This window comes from Agarivorans sp. QJM3NY_25, assembly GCF_050870875.2.
GTDB lineage: Bacteria > Pseudomonadota > Gammaproteobacteria > Enterobacterales > Celerinatantimonadaceae > Agarivorans.
The window spans coordinates 1,962,441-1,984,550 of sequence record NZ_CP194041.2 but is presented as its reverse complement, the minus strand read 5'-3'; the positions used below and the strand labels follow the sequence as shown (position 1 = coordinate 1,984,550).

Genomic DNA, 22,110 nt, shown 5'->3' with positions numbered 1-22,110 from the left:
ATTATTGCCCTCCCACAGCAAGCTCATGATGATAAGGTTCAGCAAGTGGTAAGCTCACCAAAAAACGAGTCCCTAATGGAGTATCCTCTAAACAAATATCGCCTTGATGAGCCTTAACCACCGATTTCACAACGGCGAGGCCTAAACCTGTACCATTTTGCTTGGTCGTATAAAAGGGTTCAAAAATCTTATCCGCTTGGTCCATAGCTATCCCTCCGGCTTGATCTTCTACTGCAATCACCAACATATGCTCCCTCAATCCAGCCGAGACTCGGATCTCTTGACCTTCTTCACTAAGTTGCGCTGCATTTTCAATAAGATTCGCGAGCGCCGACACCAAAGCGTTCGCATTCACCAAAATATCGATCTCTTGCGGACAACAAACGATACTCAACTGTACTTTATATTGGCGAACACAAGCATCAGTTGCCGCCTGCAACTGCTCCAATAGTTGTTGAACGGACACCGTACTCACAACCATTTTTTGGCCGCTTTTAGCAAATAACAACATGTCATTGACCTGCGTTTCTAAATCATTTAAACGGGCCATCATTTTGATTTGAAAGCTTTCTCGAGACGCATCGGATAAGGTTTTATTAGAAAGATTTGAGCCATATAGCATTGCTGCGGAGAGTGGGGTTCGAATTTGATGGGCTAATGACGCAACCATATTGCCAAGTGCTGACATTCGCTGGAGCTTTGCAACATTCGCCTGCAATTGCCGAGTATGAGTCATATCAGTGAGAACAATGAGTTGGCCTTGCGTATCTTGTAATGGGGACAAGCTCAACTTAACTCGCCGCCCATCAACCAGAGATAACTCGTGACCATCATCGGCTTTCGGTGCAAATAATTTGGGAACGGCTTCTGCCCATCGCCGCTGCTCAATATCATCTCCCAGCAGTTGTTTAGCGACTGGATTAGCGCGAGAGACAAAACCTTTATTGTCTAGCAAGATCAAGCCAGAGGGCATTACATCAAAAATTTGAGCAAGATTATGCTCAGAAAGACTAGCTGGTTGCTGTTGTATAAGTACTGAAGGCATGACAATTGCTCCGCGTCATAAAACCGTTATCAGTACTTGTACAATCAAATATCATGCCACAAAAAAAGACTATTATTCAGTGCATTACATGGGAAATAACTCAACCGTCTTTATTTAAACCGTATTTTCGCATCTTTTCTACGAGGGTGGTTCGGCGCATCCCTAGTTGCTCGGCGGCGCGAGCCACAACCCCATCTTGCTGCTCAAGTGCTTGACGGATCAGGTCGACTTCCAATTCAGCCAATAACTCTTTCAAGTTGACACCTTCATCTGGTAATTGCTGCCCCCCTCCCCAGCCATCGTCCGCCAATTGGACCTCATCTTCGACCGGAAATAACAGTTCTGGGTTTGGCTCTGAAAATACCGAAGCATCTTCATCACTAAATATCGCGAGCAAGGCATCTCGTTCGGCTAACTCAGGACTATAATTGGGTTCGTAAACATCAGCCTCAATATGCCGATACTTAGGTGGTAAATCATTCACATCAACGATCTGATTTGGATGCAAAATCAACAAGCGTTCGACTAAATTCGATAGCTCACGAACATTACCCGGCCACTGATGTTGCATCAAGGACTCCACCGCTCGTTGCGTAAAACGCACTACGGCAGCATGTTCTTCCTCATGGCGATTGACTAATTCCTGCAATAATAGTGGAATATCATCTTGGCGTTCCCGTAACGAAGGCATTTCAATAGGAAAAACATTCAAACGATAATATAAGTCTTCTCGAAACTTCTCTTGCTCGATCATTCGTTCTAATTTACGGTGAGTAGCCGCCACGACTCTGACATTAGCGTGAATCTCTTTACTACCACCAACTCGCTCAAACTGGCGCTCCTGTAATACTCGCAGTAATTTAACCTGCATTGGCATTGGCATATCACCAATTTCATCGAGGAACAGCGTCCCCCCTTCGGCTAATTCAAAACGCCCCTTACGCATAGCAAAGGCGCCGGTAAATGCGCCTTTTTCATGCCCAAACAACTCACTTTCGAGCAGATCAGGAGGGATCGCCCCGCAATTAATTGGAACAAACGGACCACCACTACGCGGTGAATGGTCATGAATCGCCTTCGCAACCACCTCTTTACCGGTACCTGATTCACCAAGGATCAGTACATTGGCTTCTTTACTTGCTACCTGTTCAATTAGATGGCGGATCTCTTGAATAGCTATCCCTTTACCAATCAAGTTTTGCTTTAACCTTTCGCTTTTCGCTGGCGAGACTTTACCGGGTAAATGAGTCAGATAAGCATCGCAATGGTGTAATAGCTGAGTCAGCTGCTCATAACTGAAAGGACGGTCTAAATGGCCAATTAAGTTTGGTACTGTATCAATCGCGTCACCGTCACCAACACTAATAAAAGGGCACTGAGGAAACTGGCTGATAATATCAAATGCCTGAGGGGTCTCATTACTGATAACAATAACCGTTTCAATGCCGTTGAGTTGCTGCTCAATACTGCTACGCTCACAAATGCTAAACTGTTGACCAATAAAACCCAGCACCGTTTCAAGCTCTTTTGCTCGCGTCGGCTCTCCGTCCAACACTAAAACCATTTTGGATGCTTGCATCCCTAATCTCTGCATATAATCTCAGCTACCTTGCGACATCACATTTTCTATATCGATTGCAACTATTGTAAACAGGCGTCAAAAATTCGCAAGCCGCAAGCTGCAAAACCGACAAAAATATGACGCGCCTTTGATTTGCAAAGAAAAGCGCTCAAAAAAAGCGCTCAAAAAAAGCGCTCAAAAATATTCGCTAACATAAAAACCTAGCGATACACATCAAAAACACACTACCAAGTCAGTTTTATGTAGTAAAATGGAGCACTTATTGCTTATTGTTCAATTAAATGACCTTATCATTTTTCTAGAGCTTCTATTCGCTAGCGAACAAATGGAATCATTATGTTTGATAATAAATCTATCCTGATTACCGGTGGCACCGGTTCTTTTGGTAAAAAATACACAAAAACCATCTTAGAGCGATACAAACCAAAGCGTTTAATCATTTATTCGCGTGACGAGCTTAAACAGTACGAAATGCAACAGGTATTTAATGCTCCCTGCATGCGCTACTTTATCGGCGATGTTCGAGATAGAGAACGCTTAATCCAAGCAATGAATGATGTTGATTATGTGATTCATGCAGCCGCCCTCAAACAAGTTCCTGCCGCGGAATACAATCCTATGGAATGTATTAAGACCAATATTCATGGGGCCGAAAATGTAATAAAAGCGGCCATAGAAAACAACGTGGCCAAAGTAATTGCTTTATCTACAGATAAAGCGGCGGCTCCGATCAACCTCTATGGAGCCACAAAACTAGCCTCTGACAAGCTATTTGTAGCTGCTAATAACATGGTCGGTCAAGGTAACACGCGGTTTGCTGTTGTGAGATATGGCAACGTAGTCGGCTCTCGCGGTTCAGTTGTACCATTTTTCAAGCAATTAATCGCAAATGGAAGTGACCACTTACCCATTACACATCAAGATATGACTCGATTTTGGATTACCTTACAGCAAGGCGTGGACTTTGTTCTAAAAAACTTTAGCCGTATGTATGGCGGTGAAATTTTTATTCCCAAAATTCCTTCGGTGAAAATTGTCGACTTAGCCAAAACCTATGCTTCTGATTTGCCGATCAAGATTATCGGTATTCGACCCGGAGAAAAACTGCATGAGATTATGTGTCCCGGTGATGACTCTCATCTCACTTTGGAATTTGAAGACCATTTCGTAATTTGCCCCAGTATTAAATTTTATAATGATGACCACAACTATTCTCGAAATCTAATTGATGAGACAGGAACCCCTGTCCCGCAAGGCTTTGAATACCACTCACAAACTAATCCAAATTTTCTCGATTCAGAACAAATTTTAGCTTTCGATCAATTGGCAGAATCATGATTCCTTATGGTAAGCAGCAGATATCTCAGCAGGATATTGATGCCGTTGTAGATATATTGCGATCTGACTACCTAACCCAAGGACCTAAAGTTCCTGAATTTGAACAGGCCTTATGTGCTTATACCGGAGCAAAGTATGCACTAGCGGTTAACTCGGCAACCAGTGCTCTGCATCTGGCTTGCCGTGCCCTCGATATTAGTGTCGGTGACATAGTTTGGACCAGCCCAATTACCTTTGTCGCATCCGCCAATTGTGTTCTTTACTGCGGTGCTCAAGTAGATTTTGTTGACATTGACCCTAGGTCATTCAACATTTGCCCTAACAAGCTCAAAAATAAACTCGAGCAAGCGGCGCTAAATAATTGTTTGCCAAAAGCGCTTATTATCGTTCATATGTGTGGTCAACCTTGTGATATAAAGGCTATTCATCGTTTAAGTCTGCAATACAAATTCAAGATCATTGAAGATGCTTCACATGCCATTGGCGCTCGATATTTAAATCAGCCAATCGGTCGTTGTGAGTTTAGTGATATTACGGTGTTTAGTTTTCACCCTGTAAAAATAATCACCACCGGTGAAGGCGGTGCGACCTTAACAAACTCAGATACTTTAGCGCAAAAAATCGCGTTATTAAGAAGCCATGGGGTAACCCGTGACCCCAACAAAATGACCCAAGAACCCGACGGTCCCTGGTTTTATCAGCAATTGGACTTGGGCTTTAATTATCGAATGACTGAGCTACAAGGCGCTTTGGGCTTATCACAACTTCAACGTATTGATCAATGGGTCACACGGAGAAACGAACTAGCCAATCACTACGATAAACTGTTAATGCCACTCGCAGTCACAGCACCAAAACAACACCCTGATGGGATATCAGCCAGACACCTATACGTTATTCAACTACAGCAGCCAGAACAACGATTGTCTGTATATCTGGCGATGCAAGCCGCGAGGATTGGCGTGAACATACATTATATCCCAGTTCATACTCAACCCTATTATCAGGCACTAGGTCATCAATTGGGGGATTACCCAAATGCTGAAAAGTATTACCAAGCAGCCTTAAGTTTACCGCTTTTCCCAGCACTAACTAATCAACAACAAGATTTTATAGTCGCAACGCTAGCCAAGGCATTAACATGACAAATATTGCAATAATTCCAGCTCGCGGTGGAAGCAAACGGATCCCTAGGAAAAACATCAAGCTATTCCATGGTAAGCCAATAATTGCTTACAGTATAGAAGCAGCTCTAGCTAGTGGTTGCTTCGACAAAGTTATAATTTCGACAGATGATCACGAGATAGCAGAAGTGGCTCTAGAATACGGTGCAGAGGTACCATTCATCAGACCAGCAGACATTGCTAATGATTTTGCCACTACTGGCGATGTGCTCAAACATGCAATCTCTTGGTTTAATCAACCTATAGACTATGTTTGCTGCATTTATGCTACAGCCCCCTTCATTCAACCATCTAAAATACAACAGGCTTATCAGCTTATCAGTAGTAGTGAAAATGCCAACTATTGTTTCCCTGTTTGTGAATTTCCATTTCCAATACAGCGAGCAATAAAATTAACTCCAGACAATCGCGCAGAAATGTTTCAACCTGAAAATTTCAGCTGTCGTTCGCAAGATTTGGAGCCAGCATATCATGATGTAGGACAATTTTACTGGGGGCTTCCAGAAGCATTCCTTAGTGATATACCTATGTTTTCAAAATCTGCTATAACCTTCAAATTGCCTAGGAAATTCGTAGTAGACTTGGATACACCAGATGATTGGGAGCTAGCCAGCTTACTATACCAAGCCCAAATCAACACTTCGAAGCAATCTAAAAGCTAAACCAATGCCAAATTGCATAATTAGAGTTGACGCATCAATACAAATCGGCTCAGGGCACGTATATCGCTGTATAAGCCTAGCTAAAGCACTCCAAGAAACGGGGATAGAAGTAACATTTTTGTGTCGAGAGCTAATAGGTAACTTAAACTCGTTAATTACTCTGCAAGGGTTCGAACTGTTAGCTTTAACTTCAGTACAGCATCAGAGTTTAAATAACCACTGTAGTCACGCGAATTGGCTAGAATCAGGCTATACAGATGAAATAAAAGAATCCCAAAGTACCATCCAACAGTTTTTAATCGAAAAGAAAATAAAAACTCTTGATTGGCTAATCGTAGACCACTACGCTATAGAGCAGCAGTGGCACATATCATTGAGCCCATACTGTCACAAGTTAATTCAAATTGATGACTTAGCAGACCGAAAATTCAATTGCGACTTCCTTATAAACTCAAGTATATTTCCCGAACAACTAGCTTGTTACGATGGTTTAATTAACTCGAAATGTAAAACCTTATTGGGTCCACAATTTGCCTTCGTCAGAAAGTCATTTGCTGAGCAAAAAACGATGCTAAAGCCATTCAATGAGCGTATAAATAGAAAAACAATACTGATGTTTTTCGGTGGAGTAGATAGTAAAAACGAAACACTTAAAGCGCTAAAAGGAACAATAAAATTAATAAAAAGCAATAGGTTACATTGCACCGTCGTACTTGGAGTTAACAATCCGAATAAAAACAAGATAGAGCGCTACTGCCAAAGCCGAAGTGATATGCTGACGGCTAAAATTCAAGTAGATAACATGGAGCAGTTAATGTCTGAGGCTTTCTTATTTATTGGTGCTAACGGAAGTACCATCTGGGAATGTTGCACTCTAGGGCTGCCAGCAATTACCGCTAGTATAGCCAGCAACCAAGCTTTACTAGCCAAAACACTAGATAAAAAACACATAATACGCTGGCTCGGAGATTGTAATAATACTCAAGAAGCTAGCTACTCAAAAGCTCTAGAGCTAGCCATAAACGATAAGAAGGCTCTACATAAACAATCAAAGTTAATGTTGAATCTATTAGACGGACAAGGTCCTTACAACACTATTAGACACATTGAAGATATGAATCATGACTCCGACAATACTTATAACTAGCGCATCTAACAAAGTTCTGTTAGTAAAGTCATTAACACATTACGCAAATGTTTATGGCGTGAAGGTATTAACCAGCGATATTAGCGCCGATGCTGCAGCACTATACTTTTCACATAACCATATCTTACTTCCCAAACTAAACGACCCAGATTATCTATCGACACTAGTTGAACTTTGTCAAAAAGAATCTATTAACTATATACTCCCAACCAGAGATGGCGACTTAGAGTTTTTTGCTAAGCACTATGTTTTTTTAAAAGAAAAAAACATAGTGCTGTTAATGAGCCCACCAAAAACCATAGAAATATGCACAAATAAGCACTTGTTCCGGGAGTTTTGTGATCGTAACAATCTGCCGATTCCAGGAAAAATCACGGATATTCCACAATCGTTCCAGCCCTGCGTTGCTAAGCTAGCCAAAAGCTCCGCCTCTGCTGGCGTTTTCATAATTCAAAGCAAGCAGAACCTAGACACCCTACTATTACGCTACAGCACGTCAGAATTAACCTTTGAAGAACTTATTAGCGCCAAAGAATATTCCATTGATGCCTTTTACGACAATAAAGGTGACTTAGTCAGCGTTGTGACAAGAGAACGAATAAAAGTAATTAACGGAGAGTCCTCCATAAGCCAAGTAGTTGATGCCCCATTATTAAGCCAAATAGCAAAAAACCTCAGTAAACTTATACCCTTTTTCGGCCACATAACCATTCAAGCTTTTATGGACGCAAACAACGTATACATAATAGAAGTGAACCCTAGGTTTGGAGGAGCGTCGAATCTAAGCATTCAAGCTGGACTAGCATCAACTGAAAGACTTATGGCAAGCATAGTCGGGGACAACGAAACTTTGTATAGAGAAAACAAACTAAAAATTGGGCTGAAAATGCTACGCTATAGTGAAGACCTGTACCTAAATGCTTAATCTTAATCAAGTAGATGCCATCATTTTTGACCTCGATGACACCTTATATCTTGAGCAAGACTATGTGTTAAGTGGTTTCTATGCCATTGCTAAGGAGTTAGCAAGCTATGGTGTTTCAACAGATGAAAGCTACCAACACCTATGCAACTATTTTCACACTAAAGGCAGAGTAGGGTGTTTAGATAGCTTATTAGATACCTTGAAACACATTGAAGCAATGCCTAATATAGAAGAGTTGGTATTATTATATCGGTCTCACAAACCAACTATTCAATTATCAGAAATGGTCAAAGCAACACTGACTAAGATACAAGAGCAAGGTATAAAAACCGCTATAGTTACCGATGGGTTAGGTCAAATGCAAAAAAACAAAATCGCTGCGCTCGGGCTTAAAAGATACATTAATCATTTCATTTATTGCTGGGACTTAGATGCACCAAAGCCCTCTACTAAAGGCTTCGAGTTAGCATTAAGTAAGTTAAAATGCCCAGCAGAAAATTGCATATTAGTCGGAGACAATCCAGAACATGATATTAAACCAGCCAATAAGCTAGGGATTTACTCAATCCGTTTACTCCAAGGCCGTTTCAAAAACATCCCTGACAGCCAAAACTACCCAGCAAACCAGCACTGCCAATCAATGCACACTTTCTTCGAGACTTAATATGTACATAGTTATAAATGGAAAAAAAATTGGGCCAGATGAACCGCCTTATATCATCGCCGAAATGTCAGGCAATCATAATGGTGATATAAATAGGGCTATCTCTCTAATAAAAGCGGCAAAGGAGGCTGGAGCTGATGCCGTAAAATTACAAACTTACACTGCCGATACAATTACAATTGATCATGACGCTGAGGAATTTAAAATTCATGGAGGTCTCTGGGACGGCTATAAGCTTTATGAGTTATACCAAGAGGCACACACACCTTGGGAGTGGCATAAACAACTGTTTGAGGAAGCGAATAAATTAGGCATTACAATTTTTAGCTCACCTTTCGATCATTCCGCTGTTGATTTTCTTGAAGAGCTAAATACACCTGCCTATAAAATTGCGTCATTTGAACTTGTCGATTTACCTCTTATTGAGCGTGTAGCAAAGACTGGGAAGCCACTAATCATGTCGACGGGTAATGCTAGCCTATCTGAAATTGATGATGCACTTAACACCGCCAGACAGAACGGCTGTGATGAAATAGTATTATTGCATTGTATCAGTGGCTATCCCACTCCAGCAGAGGAATCAAACTTAGCAACTATTCCTGCTTTATCAAATATATTTAAGACACAAGTTGGCTTATCTGATCATAGCTTAGATATAGGCGTGTCCATTGCTGCCGTAGCCGTTGGAGCAACGGTAATTGAAAAACACTTTACCCTTTCAAGAAAAGATGGTGGGCCTGATTGTGGCTTTTCTTTAGAAGAAGATGAATTAAAAAGCTTAGTTAAAAACTGTAAGTTAGCTAAACAAGCTATAGGTTGCGTTAATTTTGAGCGCAATGGCTCCGAATCTAAGACAAAATGTCACAGACGTTCTTTGTACATAGTAAAAGACATAAAACAAGGAGAAACAATTACATCTGAACATGTTCGTTCAATACGGCCTTCGGCAGGTTTAAAACCCAAACATCTTAAAAAAGTAATAGGAAGCAAAGCTAAAAAAGATCTCTTTTTTGGCATGCCTTTAACTCATGAACATTACGAGTAACCAATGAATAATAAAATTAAAATAACAGGCCAATCATCAGACAGCGAACTAAATATACGCAAAGATTTTTTTGACTATTTTCATAAAAACCCATTACCTGATGCCGAGATACTAAATAATTTAGGCCTTTTCTTAAGTCGACAAAACCTATCCAGAATGCTCTTTATCAATGAAATGTACCAAAAGATGCTTCCAATACATGGTGTTATAATGGAGTTTGGGGTACGCTGGGGGCAAAATTTATCTTTACTTTCTTCTCTTAGAGGGATGTATGAACCTTTTAACTACTCCCGAAAACTCATTGGCTTTGATACATTTGATGGATTCCCTGAAGTTAGTCCTGAGGATGGAAATAATGATATCATCAGAAAAAACTCCTACAGCGTCTCACATGATTATGATAAATATTTAATGGGAATTCTTGATTATCACGAAAGCGAAAGTCCACTGTCTCACATCAAAAAATATGAACTAGTTAAAGGTGATGCAACAAACACTATACATAAGTATCTTGAAAACAATCCTGAAACGTTAATTTCATTCGCTTACTTTGATTTTGATATATATAAACCTACTGTTGAATGTTTGAAAGCAATCAAGCCCTATTTAGTTAAGGGAGCAATCATTGGATTTGATGAATTAAATTGCAAGACCTTTCCTGGAGAGACAATTGCTTTTCAAGAAGTTTTAGGGTCAAACAATTACAGCATAATTCGAAGCCCATACAACCCCCTTATGTCGTATATTATATTTAATTAGCCTTAGCAAGGAAATAATATGTACAAGTGGTCAACTAATATTGGCCACGATCTTAGAGTTTAACCAGAACAATCGTTCCGATTCATTGGGCGTCAGTCCGCCGTTATATTGATGTGGACGTTAATGAGTGTAGAAAACTCCATTTAAATTTGTGTCATTTTAGGGGACGTGGACAATTGCCTTTCACTGCCAGCAAGTAATCGGCTTCCTTGTTTGTTATCGTTTTCGCGATATCGGTTTGGCAACCCATGGCATCTATCGATATCAGCGCCCCCTTGAGCTCCAGTGCATTGAGTAGTTCGGGGATAGCGGTAATTTCATTGGATTTGGCATCGGTTTTTACTTGCACCATCACAACGCCATTAGCGGTGGCAAACGCACTGACCATGTGTATCGTAGACTTGCGGTCATCCCGTGTATAGGAGCTGCGGAGCACCTTGCCATCTACTGCGATTAGCTGCCCATTGGTTTACTCACTCACCGCTAGCATCCACTTGCTAAAGCTGTACTGGTCAACCCAAACTGGACACTTTTAGTTGAGAATTTTCAAACGCCACCGGTGATAAATCACCATTGGCCGAATGAAGCCGCTCTAAGTTGTAATACTTCATATAAGCAGCCACATCTTGCTTCATAAATTCTCGTGTTGGCTGATTAACTTTAAACAGCCAATCGTGTTTTAAACTTCCGAAGAATCGTTCAACAACAGCATTATCCCAACACGCTCCTACATCGCCCATACTGGCTCGAATATCAAAACCAACTAATAGCTTACGATATTGTTTACTGGTGTACTGTGAGCCTCTATCACTGTGAAAGACTAAGCCTTTAGGTGGTTGCCGTAAGTTGTAGGCTTTAATGAGTGCTTTGGAAATTAAGTCTGTAGTCATCCGTTTATCAATATGCCAGCCAACAATTCTGCGAGAGTATAAATCCATCACGACTGCTAAATACATCCAACCCTCGCCTGTTTTTAGGTAGGTTACATCACCAGCCCAAACCTGATTAGCAGCGCTTGGGTTAAAGTTCATATTTAGCAGGTTATCAGCGACTGCGTCAGAGTGTTTACGCTGCGTTGTCACTTTATAAGCTTGCCGTTGGGTCACTTTCAGCCGCAAGCGTTGCATCATTGTACGGACAGCATAGCGGCCTACTTGGTAGCCTTCCTTGCGCAATTTCTTCACCATCTCACGATTCCCTAGGCTACCTCGGCTTTTCTTGAATAACTGGCGAACACGGCGATAAAGCTTCAAAGTATCAAGGCCTATCACGTTCGCAGGGCGTTTAAGCCAATCGTAATAGCCTGATTTACTTACGTTCATGACTCGGCATAGCTGCGCAACAGGGAACTGATTTGAGTGTTTTTTTATGAAGCGACATTTTACTTCATTTCTTTCGCAAAGAAGGCGCTTGCCTTTTTTAGTATTTCTTTCTCCATGCGTAATTCTTTGTTTTCTTTGCGTAATCGCTTGAGTTCATCACGCTCAGACTCTTCTAGGGTGATGCCTTGCCGTTGGACTTCGTACCTTTCTTTCCACTTGTAAAGCAGGCTAGTGCCAACGGTAATTCCCCCGAAAATTAATCCCATGCAAAAGTAGAATTTTCTCGTATAGTAAATACAGGAGATTCAACATGAAAAAGTCACGTTACACGGACAGTCAGATCTTATCTATTCTCAAGCAGGCTGAGGCTGGTTCACCTGTTCCTGAGCTCTGTCGTGAGCATGGAATGAGCAACGCAACCTTTTACAAGTGGCGTTCGAAATACGGTGGTATGGACGCATCCCTTATGGCGCGGATGAAAGAACTCGAAGATGAAAATCGACGGCTTAAAAAGATGTATGCGGAAGAACGCCTTAAAGCAGAGGTGATCTCAGAAGCGATGGCAAAAAAGTGGTGAAGCCCTGTGAGCGTCGATTGATGGCTCAGCGTTCGGTGGCGAACTATCACATCAGCATTAAAAGTGCATGCTATTGGTTTGGGATCAGCGAGACCTGCTATCGCTATAAATCGAAGCTTCAACCTGAGAATGAGTTGATAGCTCAGGAGTTAGTAACGCTGTGCAACAGTGAAGACTGCTCTGACTGGGGCTTTGGCCTGTGTTTTCACCATTTGCGGAACGTTAAAGGGTATACATGGAACCATAAGCGGGTTTATCGGATCTACTGCGAATTGGCTCTAAACTTACGTATTAGGCCAAAACGACGCCTGAATCGCCATACGCCAGAGCCTCTTAAAGAGCCGATTAAAACAAACCAAGTTTGGTCCGTGGACTTTATGCATGATCAGCTATCTGATGGCCGGAAGTACCGTTTATTCAATGTGATAGATGATTACAAACGTGAAGGTCTGGCGTCAGAACCTGATTTTTCAATGCCCACAGTACGAGTCACTCGGATCTTAGAGCAGCTCATCGAACAACGAACCAAACCTGTTGCGATCCGCTGCGACAATGGTCCTGAGTTCATTAGCCATGCGTTTATTAAATGGGCCAACAACCACGACATTCGAATCGATTATATTCAGCCAGGGAACCCACAACAAAACGCCTATATAGAAAGGTTCAACCGTACTATGAGGTTTGGCTTAGTGAGTAAGTATTTGTTTGACACACTTGAAGAGGTTCAAGATCGGGCGACCCAATGGTTATGGTTCTACAATCATCAACGACCACACCTTGCAAATGGAGGGTTCCCACCACTAAAAACGGCAGCATGAATTCTACGAATAAATGCGGTTAATAATGGGAGGATTACCCAACCCCTAGAGATTTTGCAGCATCAGCAACACTGTAACCTTGCTCCAACACCATTAGTACCGCTTCATCTTTAAATTCTTGTGGATAACTCTTGTGTGATTTTTTCAAACTCATATAGACCTCTTAATTCATTAACATACTGTCTCAAAATTAAGTGTCCGATGGAATTAGACCAGAACAAGCACTGTTGGAACTGCGCGGGGTCGAGCCTTGAAATCAATCGGGCAATGGTATCGTGTACTGGTAGGCCTGAAGTAAACAGCCCCTTTTCACGTAACCAGTTGAAGTGGGCTTCGCCAAAGTCCTCTATATCCTCCCAGCCACTGGCTCCGCCAATAGTTGCGCATACGGTGAGGAACAGTACGTCGAACAACGGGTAACTTACTTTAGCGCTTTGACGAGGGTCTTTGATACAGCCGAAATGTTGGGTAAATACGTCGATAGTCATGGAGGGATTCCCGAAAAAGGGAGTATAAGATCACAGCTCGAACATCAGGTCAAATCGCTTACGCTTGCTTAAAAAACATTCGAGATCTCACCCTGCTGCACCTTGAACTTGGATTTTATCAACAAGGCCACGTTGAGCATTAAAATTCACCTCAACAGCAATTTCATATATTCGATTAAGCTTTCTTCATGTGTTTTACTTAATACGTGATAAACTTTACTTGGAAAAGCAAATGTCTTATCACCATCTTTAAAAAAAACTTGTGGTGGTTCACTATCAGTCTCTTCTACAAAAGTCCACTCTCCTTGCCTTTTTCTTTTATAAACCTCACCTAAATAAGCACCATAGATATACGATAAAGTGAACAAATCTTGATCTAATATATGTCCCTGTCCTATCTCTTGAATAATATCATCAACTAAACCAACACTATCAATAGAATAATCTAAATTAACAGAGAAATTATCAATTGAATATTTAAGTGCATCCTCTGCTGAAGATCTCATTAACTCTTGAACATCATTCATTACCATTACCGTCCATTCTAGCTTTCTGTTTCTTTAAAATTTCTAATGCAGGAAGAGAATCAAACCCCACACCAGGATAAGGCAGAGGCGTTCTATCAAACTCACCAAAATCGTTCATGACCTTATCTCTTGCGGCTGCTACATATTCTCGCCAGATATCCTTCCCTTCCTCGAACTTCTGCATACATAAAGCTTCATCATCAGAAAAATAAGCCAAATGTGTCAAATAGGTTAAACAAAAAGAACAACTTCCCCTTAGTAAGTAGTAAAATAAAGAGTGCACATCTAAAGAGGATTTCTTAACAAAATCAACCTGTTTATCTAGAAAGTCCAAAGCCTCTTCCCAACTTTCAACATCGGCGTCTATCAAACTCAAAAATTCATTACATTGACGCTCAAAATTATCAAACTTATAATGTTGGTCAAACTTATTTACGATTTTTTTTGTATCTGCATTATAAGCTTCAGCCTTAATATTCTGTATCATAGCTACCTTATCGATATTTTCGTTCAATAAAAGCACCTGATCTAACTGCAAAGCCGTAGTTCCTTCAATGAAGGCACCATTCGAAGTATTGTAAATCTCAGCGTCAGGAAACTCAGATATCGCCTTAGATAGTATCTCCGCTGAAAATTTAAATTCATGTTTCGTAAATACGTTATCAGCAAAATTTCCCCGAACCCTTATGCCAGTACCGTGTGCACTGTAATCATAAAGCTCCTTGCCTTTATCATTCGAATTAAAATAAGCAGAGTGCTTGCTATGATGGCACTTAGGGTCGACAAAACCAAGATCTACACCGAATAAATATACCTGTCTAAAGCCTAAAGCTAATACATATGATAGTGCACAATTAGACACTGTCGGATATGAATAAAGTAGACTAGAGAATTCTTTAACCTCATCCGAGATGGCAGAAAATGCACAAGCTCCAGCCTCGCCGGTTTTAAGACAAAACAACGGATCACCAAACATATCTACAACTTCAGGGTGCAGTCCATTAACACTAATTAGGTCAATACTCTTTAACCAATCGGGATCGGGGACTTGAGAAACCCAATGTAATGTCGCTCTAGTTTGTTCAACTTCAGCATGAAAATCAGGTTTAATACCTAAATTATAAAGTGCTTTTAAACTAGTACCAACAGACACGATAATGGCTTTATTTTTATATGACTTAATAACGTCTGCACTAGAATCTAAAGATGGACCATTACCAATGATAAACACCGGTGTAGCTTTCAGAATTTGGGACAAACCTTTTGGTTTGTATTTCAGCATATAAGGATGATTATGAGAAAAAGAGTCCTGTGTATGATTCAAATTATAAAATGCATGATCGAAAAACTCTCCAACGTTAAGCAATACTTTAAATTGTTCTCGAGTCAACAGCACATTTTCATGCATTTGATGATGATAGTAACTGACATAAAAAAAAGTATAAGAAAGAATATGTATTCCATACGATTGTAAACGTTGATGTATATCATCAAACATATGTGTACCATCGTCTCCAATATTCAGATAGAGCTTACTACCTCTCTCGTCAGCCTTTTCTAGTATAGAGTTCCAATCAATAGTGAATAATGAAGCTAGAAAAAATTCTACATTAGGTTCGTACAAGATAAAATTATCGATATCGTGTCTTTTAAACAGTAACTCCACCTGGTAGGCAAGACCACAGCCATACATAATAAAAGAAGGTAGCTTATAAGGCAGTTTAGTTTGAGTTTCTTTGTTATCAGGAACATCTCGAACTAAGGCCCTCAATGCCTTTGCCTTATCATAGTGTATAAAAGGGCTAGGTTTATGTAGTGGCTCTCGTGCATCCAAGGAGTCTATTCTTGGGTGTGCTGAATAGTGTTCAAAATATTGCGAACTGGCAACGTGTGGATCTTCTGAGCAAAACATCGATGCCCGCTCTAAATCAAATAAGTTAAACTGCTCCTTACCCGTACTCAGTAGCTGCCAACGAGACAGCTTATAATTAGACGAAAAATCGTAAATTTCAGGAAAATACTTCTTAAATGCGCATAAATTTTTATCAAAAATGGATGATAAACATTTCCGGTTATATGTTTCTACTACCTTAGCATTATCTTCATTGTGAATAAAATAATGCGCTAATGGTTGAGAAAATTCATAACTACTTTCTTTCTCTAATTCTTCAGAATATTTCAACAAAGACTCAGAAAATGGAGAACGCCCCGAAAGCGTGTCAAATTCAAAGCCATTAAACATCGAATAGTCATAATGGCGAAAAATATGAAACTTAGTGATTTCATGATGCTGCATCCACTCTTTAATCGCGAAGATAGAATCAGAACCTTTCCTACCTGAAATAATAGTAAAATTCACACCTGAATTTTTAACTTGAGCAAGCAGCTCACGCCATTGAGCACTCAGCAAAGAAACATGTAGCAAGTCCATTTCAGGCTCAACCAATAAGACTCTTTTCCATGCCGCAGTAGAAAGTAACGGTTTAATATGTAAACCTAAGCCACATCCTAAAATAACAAGGTTTTCACTACTCTTAGAAATTGGCTCATAATGCAATTTAGCGTGAGGTAATAGACTATTTAAGCTTATACCAGGAAAAGGCTCCACCTCATCCTGTAAGTGCTTTTTAGTCTGGTCAAATACCAGCGGGTTTTGACAGAAAACGTTAATTTGAAGGTCAACTTGTTTTTGCGGAATCGGGTTATAAAGCGCTCTCCCCTTGGAGATATTCAAAACGCTGACCCGTTTAAATTTTGTGATAAAAGGCGAAAACCTAAGTGAATGATGAGTAGCTAGCGCTTGAGCTAAACTTGGATCAAAGTACGCAAAGGCTTTTAGATTATTGTCCAGACGCCGCTGAATTAAAGGAGACAACTGGACTTCATTTTGTTTTTGCTCTTGTTCGTTGCTTGAAATCTGAAAATCAATATTCTTTAACATTTAGATACGCCAATAAGTAGTTATTTACCATATGCCTTATTAATTTTTTTCGAACGCTCTAAGGTACCTAACTGAGCTTGTAAGTGATTCTTCTCTGTACTTACCAAATCAAGCAATATCTTCATCTTGCCGACATACGCGAGAATAATCTTCTTATCATCGGCATTGAAATCATTGTTCAGGGTAAAATAGTCAGTAAATAATTTTTGATGCTCAGCCAAAAGCTCGTCAAGTATAATAATTTCAACATGCTCTGAGTTTAAACCCTGGTGAATTTTTTTGAGCAACGCTTCACCTTTATAGAGAACATGATTTAAAGAATCCAAAATTCACTCTACCTTAGCGCTGCTGGTAAGCTTGCTGTTTGGCTGAATCTGGGATCTGATCCCAAGCAGATTTTATCGGCAGGAAAATAGAAATGACTTCTGCTATTTTTTCGGCATCATTACTCATTGATGCTTCAGAGAGTAACTCTAGCATATAACTATATAAGTCATTTAAATTAGCAGATATTTCGCCACCTACTTCATGGTCAAGCGTATTGCGTAATGAAGTAATAATCGAAGTTGCTTTTGCTAAAGGCTTCGCTTTATTCACCACTTCGTTTCGTTCAATACAGCCCTTAGCAACGGATAGATTTTCTAATGCAGTTTGCATTAAAATTTGGGTTATTTTATGAGGATCGGCTGTGGCAATCTGATCTTTTATTCCAACTTGACGATACTGATTAATCCCATGCTTATACATACTTCACTTCCCATCATTGTTAGCCAAGCTGCGCAGCAATGTACGACATTTGGCTATTCAGCGTTCCCATTGTCTGGTCAAACGCTGTGTATTTTGCTCGAAGAGTTGACTCATATTCGGCCATTCGCTCTTTTAGCGCTAAGTCCGCATGGTCAAGGTCGCGTAATTGTGAACGGGTAGTGTCCTCTCGAGTCGCCAAAATACCTCCTGACTGCTCGAAACTATCAACAAAACCGTAAAATGTATCAACTACTCCCCCATCCCCTGCAAAAATTTCGCCAAGTTTATTCAAGTCACCATCAATCCACTTATTTAATTTAGACTCATCCAAAGTCAATTGGGCATCATTGCCCATTTCTATGCCCAAAGCATAAAAGGTGGTTACTCGATTGGCATCATTAGGATCAGAATAACCAGTAGTACTCATCCGGCCTAAACTGTATTTCATTGAGCGAAGCATGGCGTCACCACTCAATTCTTTACGCTCATTATCTTCACCTTCAAGCACTTCATCGGGCTTACTATATTTCTCGATTTCTTTAATAATTTTATTGTAAGCGTCAACAAAACGTTGGATACTGTCTACAGCAGCATTGTCATCAGGTTTGATTTCTAACTTGGTACTAGAAGTCGTCAAACTATTGGCAGTAAATGTCACTCCTGAAATAACATCACTAAAGGTATTGGTATCACTTACCACTTCAATACCATTGACTGACATCTTGGCATTTGAAGCACTTTGAGTCACATTTAAATCCGCTATAAAAGTATCAAGATCTGGATTGGCTGCACCTGTAGACGTAATGGTCAAATCATTGGGGTTTCCGTTGTTGGGATCGCCATCATCATCAGCGCCTGATACACTGGAGTCAAATAATAAGCGAGTACCACTCCCGGTGTTGACTAGATTAGCGGTAACGCCAAAATTACCACCGGCATTATTTACTGCATCACGTAAGTCTGATAAACGCATCCCAGCGGTAACCGCTACAGTGAAGCTTTCAGCCCCAGCCCCAAAGGTTAGCTCGCCATCAGCACTAGCAATAACAGCCGAGGAAGAAGCATATTCAGTTTGTCCGGTTAAGCGTGAGCCCTGCGCCAACGACAGAACTTCAACATCATAAGTACCATTTGCAGCACCTTCACCTAAAGCCACAGAATAGGCCCCGCTGTAATTTGAAGAACTACTTTCTTCATCTTCTGAAGAAGCTGCACTAGCCAATACGCCATCAACAAAGGCCGAACGGGGGAAAAAAGTATTTGGGTTACGAGCATCATCTAAAATATCTTTAAAGCTACTTAGAGCCGATTTTACCGCACCAACAGCAGACAAAGTCACATCTAAACTTTCACGCCGTTCAGCTAAGCGAGTTTCCTGTGGTACCCGCATCGCATCAATAGACACTTCAATTAAAGCTTCTAAGTCTAAGCCACTACCTATACCCGCTGCTGAAATTCCACTCATTTCGGTCACCTACATAATAAAAACTAAACTAACTTATCCACAAATAACCCGGTGGTCTCACCAATCGCATCCTGGAACTTTCGTAAGCGCTCAGACAACTGACGATATTCTTCACTAGGAATTTCTCTTATCAGTTCATCGGTAGAACGATTTAAAACTGACGTAAAAAATTGTCCGTCTCGCTCATCAACCACAAATTTTACATCGCGGTTATGAACTTCCAAAATTTGATTAATCGACTTAACTACATCTTCAACCGATGCTCTATCTTGGTCTTTTTCTACTCGTTCTTCTGCCTGCTGTTTAGCAACCTTATTTTCTTCTTGCAGCGATTTTCGTGCCAACTCAATTTTTTCGCTACGAGAAGTAGGCTCATTCGTTCCCTTGAGCTGTTCGCTTTGTTTCAGTTCAGGGCGTTCCGTCGCCGCTACAGTAGAAGCAGAAAACGCTGTAATACTATTTACATTGCCTTCCATATCTGACTCCTTAAATGAAGCAAGCCACACCTATTGAGTATAAGTGCGGCTGCGTGTTTCTACCTACTAAAATTTTAACTATACAAGAGTTAACGCAGCCTGTGGGCGTTGGTTTGCTTGAGCCAAAATAGAGGTGCTGGTTTGCTGTAAGATCTGCTGCTTGGTTAATTCAGCCGTTTCTTTTGCAAAATCAGTATCTTTAATCCGTGAACGTGCACCAGTCATATTCTCAGAAATATTCGATAAGTTACGGATAGTAGATTGGAAACGATTTTGCAGGGCACCCAAATCAGCACGCTCGGTATCAATGCTTTTTAATGCTGAATCAATTTTGGCCATTGCGCCAGAAGCCGCACCGGCAGTACCTACTGATAGGGCATTGATACTCAGCGCTGCAGTAGTAATAGTCGTGTCAATTTTAACAAGAATATTTTCGCCAGCATTAGCACCCACTAAAAAATTAGAACTATAAGCGCCATTAAGCAATTTAGTTCCACCAAAATTAGTAGTAGAACCTACACGACTAATTTCCGCTTTTAGCTGATTAACTTCCGCATTTAATGCGCTTCTATCACTAGCACTATTGACACCATCTTGAGACTGAACGGCTAGCACGCGCATGCGTTGTAGCATGTTAGTCACTTCGTCCATTGCGCCTTCAGCGGTTTGCGCTACAGAGATACCATCCTGTGCATTCATCACGGCACGATCCAAGCCTTGGATCTGTGAAGTCATGCGGTTTGAAATTTGTAGACCAGCTGCATCATCCTTGGCGCTATTGATACGAAAACCAGAGCTTAAACGCTGGTAAGCTGTATCAAGACCGTTGCCTGAATTATACAGTTGGCGTTGTGCGTTCAATGACGACACATTACTATTTACGACTAATGCCATAATTTGAGCCTCCTAAAATGTTAATTATCGGGCCTGAACTAATAACCTGATAATTTATAACCATCTAGTGATTGTTGAACCCTTGGTTTGAACCTAACCAAGACAACCTTTAAATGGACCAAAGTTTTAATAACTTCAATCTCTGTAGCGGCAGTAGCTAAAAAAGCTTTAGAAAATTTTAAGGAAAAGAGGAAAAAACTTGCCACTTGGGCGGCAAAGCCCGTCACTACAAGGCTTTAACAATGCAAAAAATAATTTAAGACTAGGCCTAGAAACTCTAGTTTTTAACGATTTCTAAGTAAAACAGCCGAGCACCCCGCCAACAATCGCTCAAAAAAAGAACTATAATTGGCACCATAAACACTAAGTCAAAAAAACACCGCAAAAGTTGGTGCATATATTGCTTAATTTAAAGAGCAGCCTGAACCGCTGCGAAAAAATGGCCAAGCGTGCTATCCACACACTTGACCATGTCGCTCGAAACGATAGGAGATGAGAGCGAAACTAGAGCGCATTTTTATAATAAAGGAATTGAGCCTCCTAAAATAATCATCGCGCTTACTGCAGTCTGAGGACGGTGGATTGAACCTCCACCGTCCTTTCTTTTTTATTATCCAAGGAGAGATAGCGCAGCCTGAGGACGTTGATTTGCTTGAGCCAAAATCGTAGTCGAGGTTTGTTGCAAGATCTGGTTCTTGGTCAGATTGGCTGTCTCAACCGCAAAATCAGTATCTTTAATCCGCGAACGCGCACCAGTCATATTCTCAGAAATATTAGACAGGTTACGAATAGTAGATTGAAAGCGATTTTGAATTGCACCTAAATCGGCCCGCTCGCTATCAATGCTTTTCAATGCTGAATCAATTTTGGCCATTGCGCCAGAAGCTGCGGCAGGATCGCCCACTGATATAGCGTTAATACTTAACGCGGCAGTAGTGATAGTTGTATCAATTTTGAGTAATATGTTTTCCCCCGCATTAGCCCCTACTAAGAAATTAGCACTGTAGTTTCCGTTAAGTAAGTTAATACCACCAAATTTTGTGGTTGTACCGACTCTTGATATTTCAGCTTTAAGTTGATTGACTTCCGCATTCAGAGCGCTACGGTCACTCGCGCTATTAACCCCGTCCTGAGACTGGATAGCAAGAACACGCATCCGTTGCAACATATTAGTAACTTCATCCATTGCACCCTCAGCGGTTTGCGCAACCGAAATACCATCTTGTGCGTTCATTACCGCACGGTCAAGACCTTGAATCTGTGTAGTCATACGATTTGATATCTGTAGACCTGCCGCATCATCTTTCGCACTATTAATGCGGAAACCAGATGACAAACGCTGGAATGCGGTATCTAAACCATTACCTGAGTTGTAAAGTTGTCGCTGTGCGTTTAAAGACGACACATTAGTATTAACATATAAAGCCATGGTATTTCTCCTATCTATATTTTAACCATTTATAGGTCTTATTAGTTGTCAGTTATTTTGTTTTTCTGACTTACC

General features: G+C 40.7%; 19 protein-coding genes and 4 pseudogenes. 9 read left to right on the top strand and 14 right to left on the bottom strand.

Translation table 11 applies throughout. The annotated features are described in order from the left end of the window. Position 1: 1 nt before the first annotated feature. Both ACRRSW_RS09200 and ACRRSW_RS09195 read right to left on the bottom strand, forming a co-directional pair. Complete coding sequence (locus ACRRSW_RS09200; protein ID WP_432459175.1) at positions 2-1,045, bottom strand: sensor histidine kinase; 1,044 nt, start codon at positions 1,043-1,045, stop codon at positions 2-4. A gap of 100 nt (positions 1,046-1,145) precedes the next feature. Then, a complete protein-coding gene (locus ACRRSW_RS09195; protein WP_432459174.1) occupies positions 1,146-2,624 on the bottom strand; it encodes a sigma-54 dependent transcriptional regulator in 1,479 nt (492 codons plus the stop codon). A 339-nt stretch (positions 2,625-2,963) separates the two neighbouring features. On the opposite strand from ACRRSW_RS09195, the gene pseB reads away from it, so the two are divergent. Genes pseB through ACRRSW_RS09155 form a run of 8 tightly spaced genes read left to right on the top strand, consistent with a single transcriptional unit; the run spans position 2,964 to position 10,351 of the window. After that, positions 2,964-3,965 (top strand): UDP-N-acetylglucosamine 4,6-dehydratase (inverting), encoded by a 1,002-nt coding sequence (gene pseB / locus ACRRSW_RS09190; RefSeq protein WP_432453508.1) that lies wholly within the window; start codon positions 2,964-2,966, stop codon positions 3,963-3,965. After that, the gene (gene pseC / locus ACRRSW_RS09185) at positions 3,962-5,110 is read left to right on the top strand and encodes a UDP-4-amino-4,6-dideoxy-N-acetyl-beta-L-altrosamine transaminase (RefSeq protein WP_432459173.1); all 1,149 of its coding nucleotides are present in this window, start codon (positions 3,962-3,964) and stop codon (positions 5,108-5,110) included. The genes pseB and pseC overlap by 4 nt, the downstream gene beginning before the upstream one ends. Beyond that, complete coding sequence (gene pseF / locus ACRRSW_RS09180; protein ID WP_432453510.1) at positions 5,107-5,811, top strand: pseudaminic acid cytidylyltransferase; 705 nt, start codon at positions 5,107-5,109, stop codon at positions 5,809-5,811. The genes pseC and pseF overlap by 4 nt, the downstream gene beginning before the upstream one ends. Positions 5,812-5,815: 4 nt before the next feature. Further along, positions 5,816-6,958, top strand: a complete 1,143-nt coding sequence (gene pseG / locus ACRRSW_RS09175; RefSeq protein WP_432453511.1) for a UDP-2,4-diacetamido-2,4,6-trideoxy-beta-L-altropyranose hydrolase — start codon at positions 5,816-5,818, stop codon at positions 6,956-6,958. Then, entirely contained in the window at positions 6,933-7,883 is a 951-nt protein-coding gene (locus ACRRSW_RS09170) for an ATP-grasp domain-containing protein (RefSeq protein ID WP_432453512.1), read from the top strand. The genes pseG and ACRRSW_RS09170 overlap by 26 nt, the downstream gene beginning before the upstream one ends. Beyond that, a complete protein-coding gene (locus ACRRSW_RS09165; protein WP_432453513.1) occupies positions 7,876-8,547 on the top strand; it encodes an HAD family hydrolase in 672 nt (223 codons plus the stop codon). The genes ACRRSW_RS09170 and ACRRSW_RS09165 overlap by 8 nt, the downstream gene beginning before the upstream one ends. A gap of 1 nt (position 8,548) precedes the next feature. Further along, positions 8,549-9,592, top strand: coding sequence for a pseudaminic acid synthase (gene pseI, locus ACRRSW_RS09160; RefSeq protein WP_432453514.1), 1,044 nt, complete (start codon positions 8,549-8,551; stop codon positions 9,590-9,592). A 3-nt stretch (positions 9,593-9,595) separates the two neighbouring features. After that, a complete protein-coding gene (locus ACRRSW_RS09155; RefSeq protein WP_432459171.1) occupies positions 9,596-10,351 on the top strand; it encodes a hypothetical protein in 756 nt (251 codons plus the stop codon). Between the two features lie 175 nt (positions 10,352-10,526). Here ACRRSW_RS09155 and ACRRSW_RS09150 read toward each other — a convergent pair. Both ACRRSW_RS09150 and ACRRSW_RS09145 read right to left on the bottom strand, forming a co-directional pair. After that, positions 10,527-10,820 (bottom strand): annotated as a pseudogene (locus ACRRSW_RS09150) (ISAs1 family transposase); the annotation flags it as partial. 43 nt (positions 10,821-10,863) lie between these two features. Next, positions 10,864-11,912, bottom strand: a pseudogene (locus tag ACRRSW_RS09145) (IS3 family transposase); the annotation flags it as partial. Between the two features lie 71 nt (positions 11,913-11,983). Between ACRRSW_RS09145 and ACRRSW_RS09140 the strand changes: the two are divergent. Then, positions 11,984-13,068, top strand: a protein-coding gene (locus ACRRSW_RS09140; protein ID WP_432458895.1) for an IS3 family transposase whose coding sequence is annotated in 2 segments (ribosomal slippage) — positions 11,984-12,233 and positions 12,233-13,068 — 1,086 coding nt in all. Because the reading frame shifts where the segments join, the coding sequence is not laid out codon by codon here. Between the two features lie 40 nt (positions 13,069-13,108). Here the strand turns inward: ACRRSW_RS09140 and ACRRSW_RS09135 are convergent. The 10 genes and pseudogenes from ACRRSW_RS09135 to ACRRSW_RS09090 all read right to left on the bottom strand — a co-directional run. Next, positions 13,109-13,222 (bottom strand): annotated as a pseudogene (locus ACRRSW_RS09135) (transposase); the annotation flags it as partial. A 46-nt stretch (positions 13,223-13,268) separates the two neighbouring features. Next, positions 13,269-13,556: pseudogene (locus tag ACRRSW_RS09130) on the bottom strand (ISAs1 family transposase); the annotation flags it as partial. 146 nt (positions 13,557-13,702) lie between these two features. Continuing rightward, on the bottom strand, positions 13,703-14,083 hold the full coding sequence (locus tag ACRRSW_RS09125; RefSeq protein WP_432453517.1) for a hypothetical protein: 381 nt from the start codon (positions 14,081-14,083) through the stop codon (positions 13,703-13,705). Then, entirely contained in the window at positions 14,076-17,024 is a 2,949-nt protein-coding gene (locus tag ACRRSW_RS09120) for a motility associated factor glycosyltransferase family protein (protein ID WP_432459169.1), read from the bottom strand. The genes ACRRSW_RS09125 and ACRRSW_RS09120 overlap by 8 nt, the downstream gene beginning before the upstream one ends. 20 nt (positions 17,025-17,044) lie before the next feature. Then, on the bottom strand, positions 17,045-17,350 hold the full coding sequence (locus ACRRSW_RS09115; RefSeq protein WP_432453519.1) for a hypothetical protein: 306 nt from the start codon (positions 17,348-17,350) through the stop codon (positions 17,045-17,047). A 13-nt stretch (positions 17,351-17,363) separates the two neighbouring features. Next, positions 17,364-17,771, bottom strand: a complete 408-nt coding sequence (gene fliS, locus ACRRSW_RS09110) for a flagellar export chaperone FliS (protein ID WP_432453520.1) — start codon at positions 17,769-17,771, stop codon at positions 17,364-17,366. A gap of 19 nt (positions 17,772-17,790) precedes the next feature. Continuing rightward, on the bottom strand, positions 17,791-19,236 hold the full coding sequence (gene fliD, locus ACRRSW_RS09105) for a flagellar filament capping protein FliD (protein WP_432453521.1): 1,446 nt from the start codon (positions 19,234-19,236) through the stop codon (positions 17,791-17,793). Between the two features lie 23 nt (positions 19,237-19,259). Beyond that, positions 19,260-19,712 carry a flagellar protein FlaG gene (locus ACRRSW_RS09100; protein WP_432453522.1) on the bottom strand — a complete coding sequence of 151 codons (453 nt, stop codon included), beginning with the start codon at positions 19,710-19,712 and terminating at the stop codon, positions 19,260-19,262. A 78-nt stretch (positions 19,713-19,790) separates the two neighbouring features. After that, positions 19,791-20,606 carry a flagellin N-terminal helical domain-containing protein gene (locus ACRRSW_RS09095; protein WP_432453523.1) on the bottom strand — a complete coding sequence of 272 codons (816 nt, stop codon included), beginning with the start codon at positions 20,604-20,606 and terminating at the stop codon, positions 19,791-19,793. A 610-nt stretch (positions 20,607-21,216) separates the two neighbouring features. Continuing rightward, positions 21,217-22,035, bottom strand: coding sequence for a flagellin N-terminal helical domain-containing protein (locus ACRRSW_RS09090; RefSeq protein ID WP_432453524.1), 819 nt, complete (start codon positions 22,033-22,035; stop codon positions 21,217-21,219). Positions 22,036-22,110 lie beyond the last annotated feature (75 nt).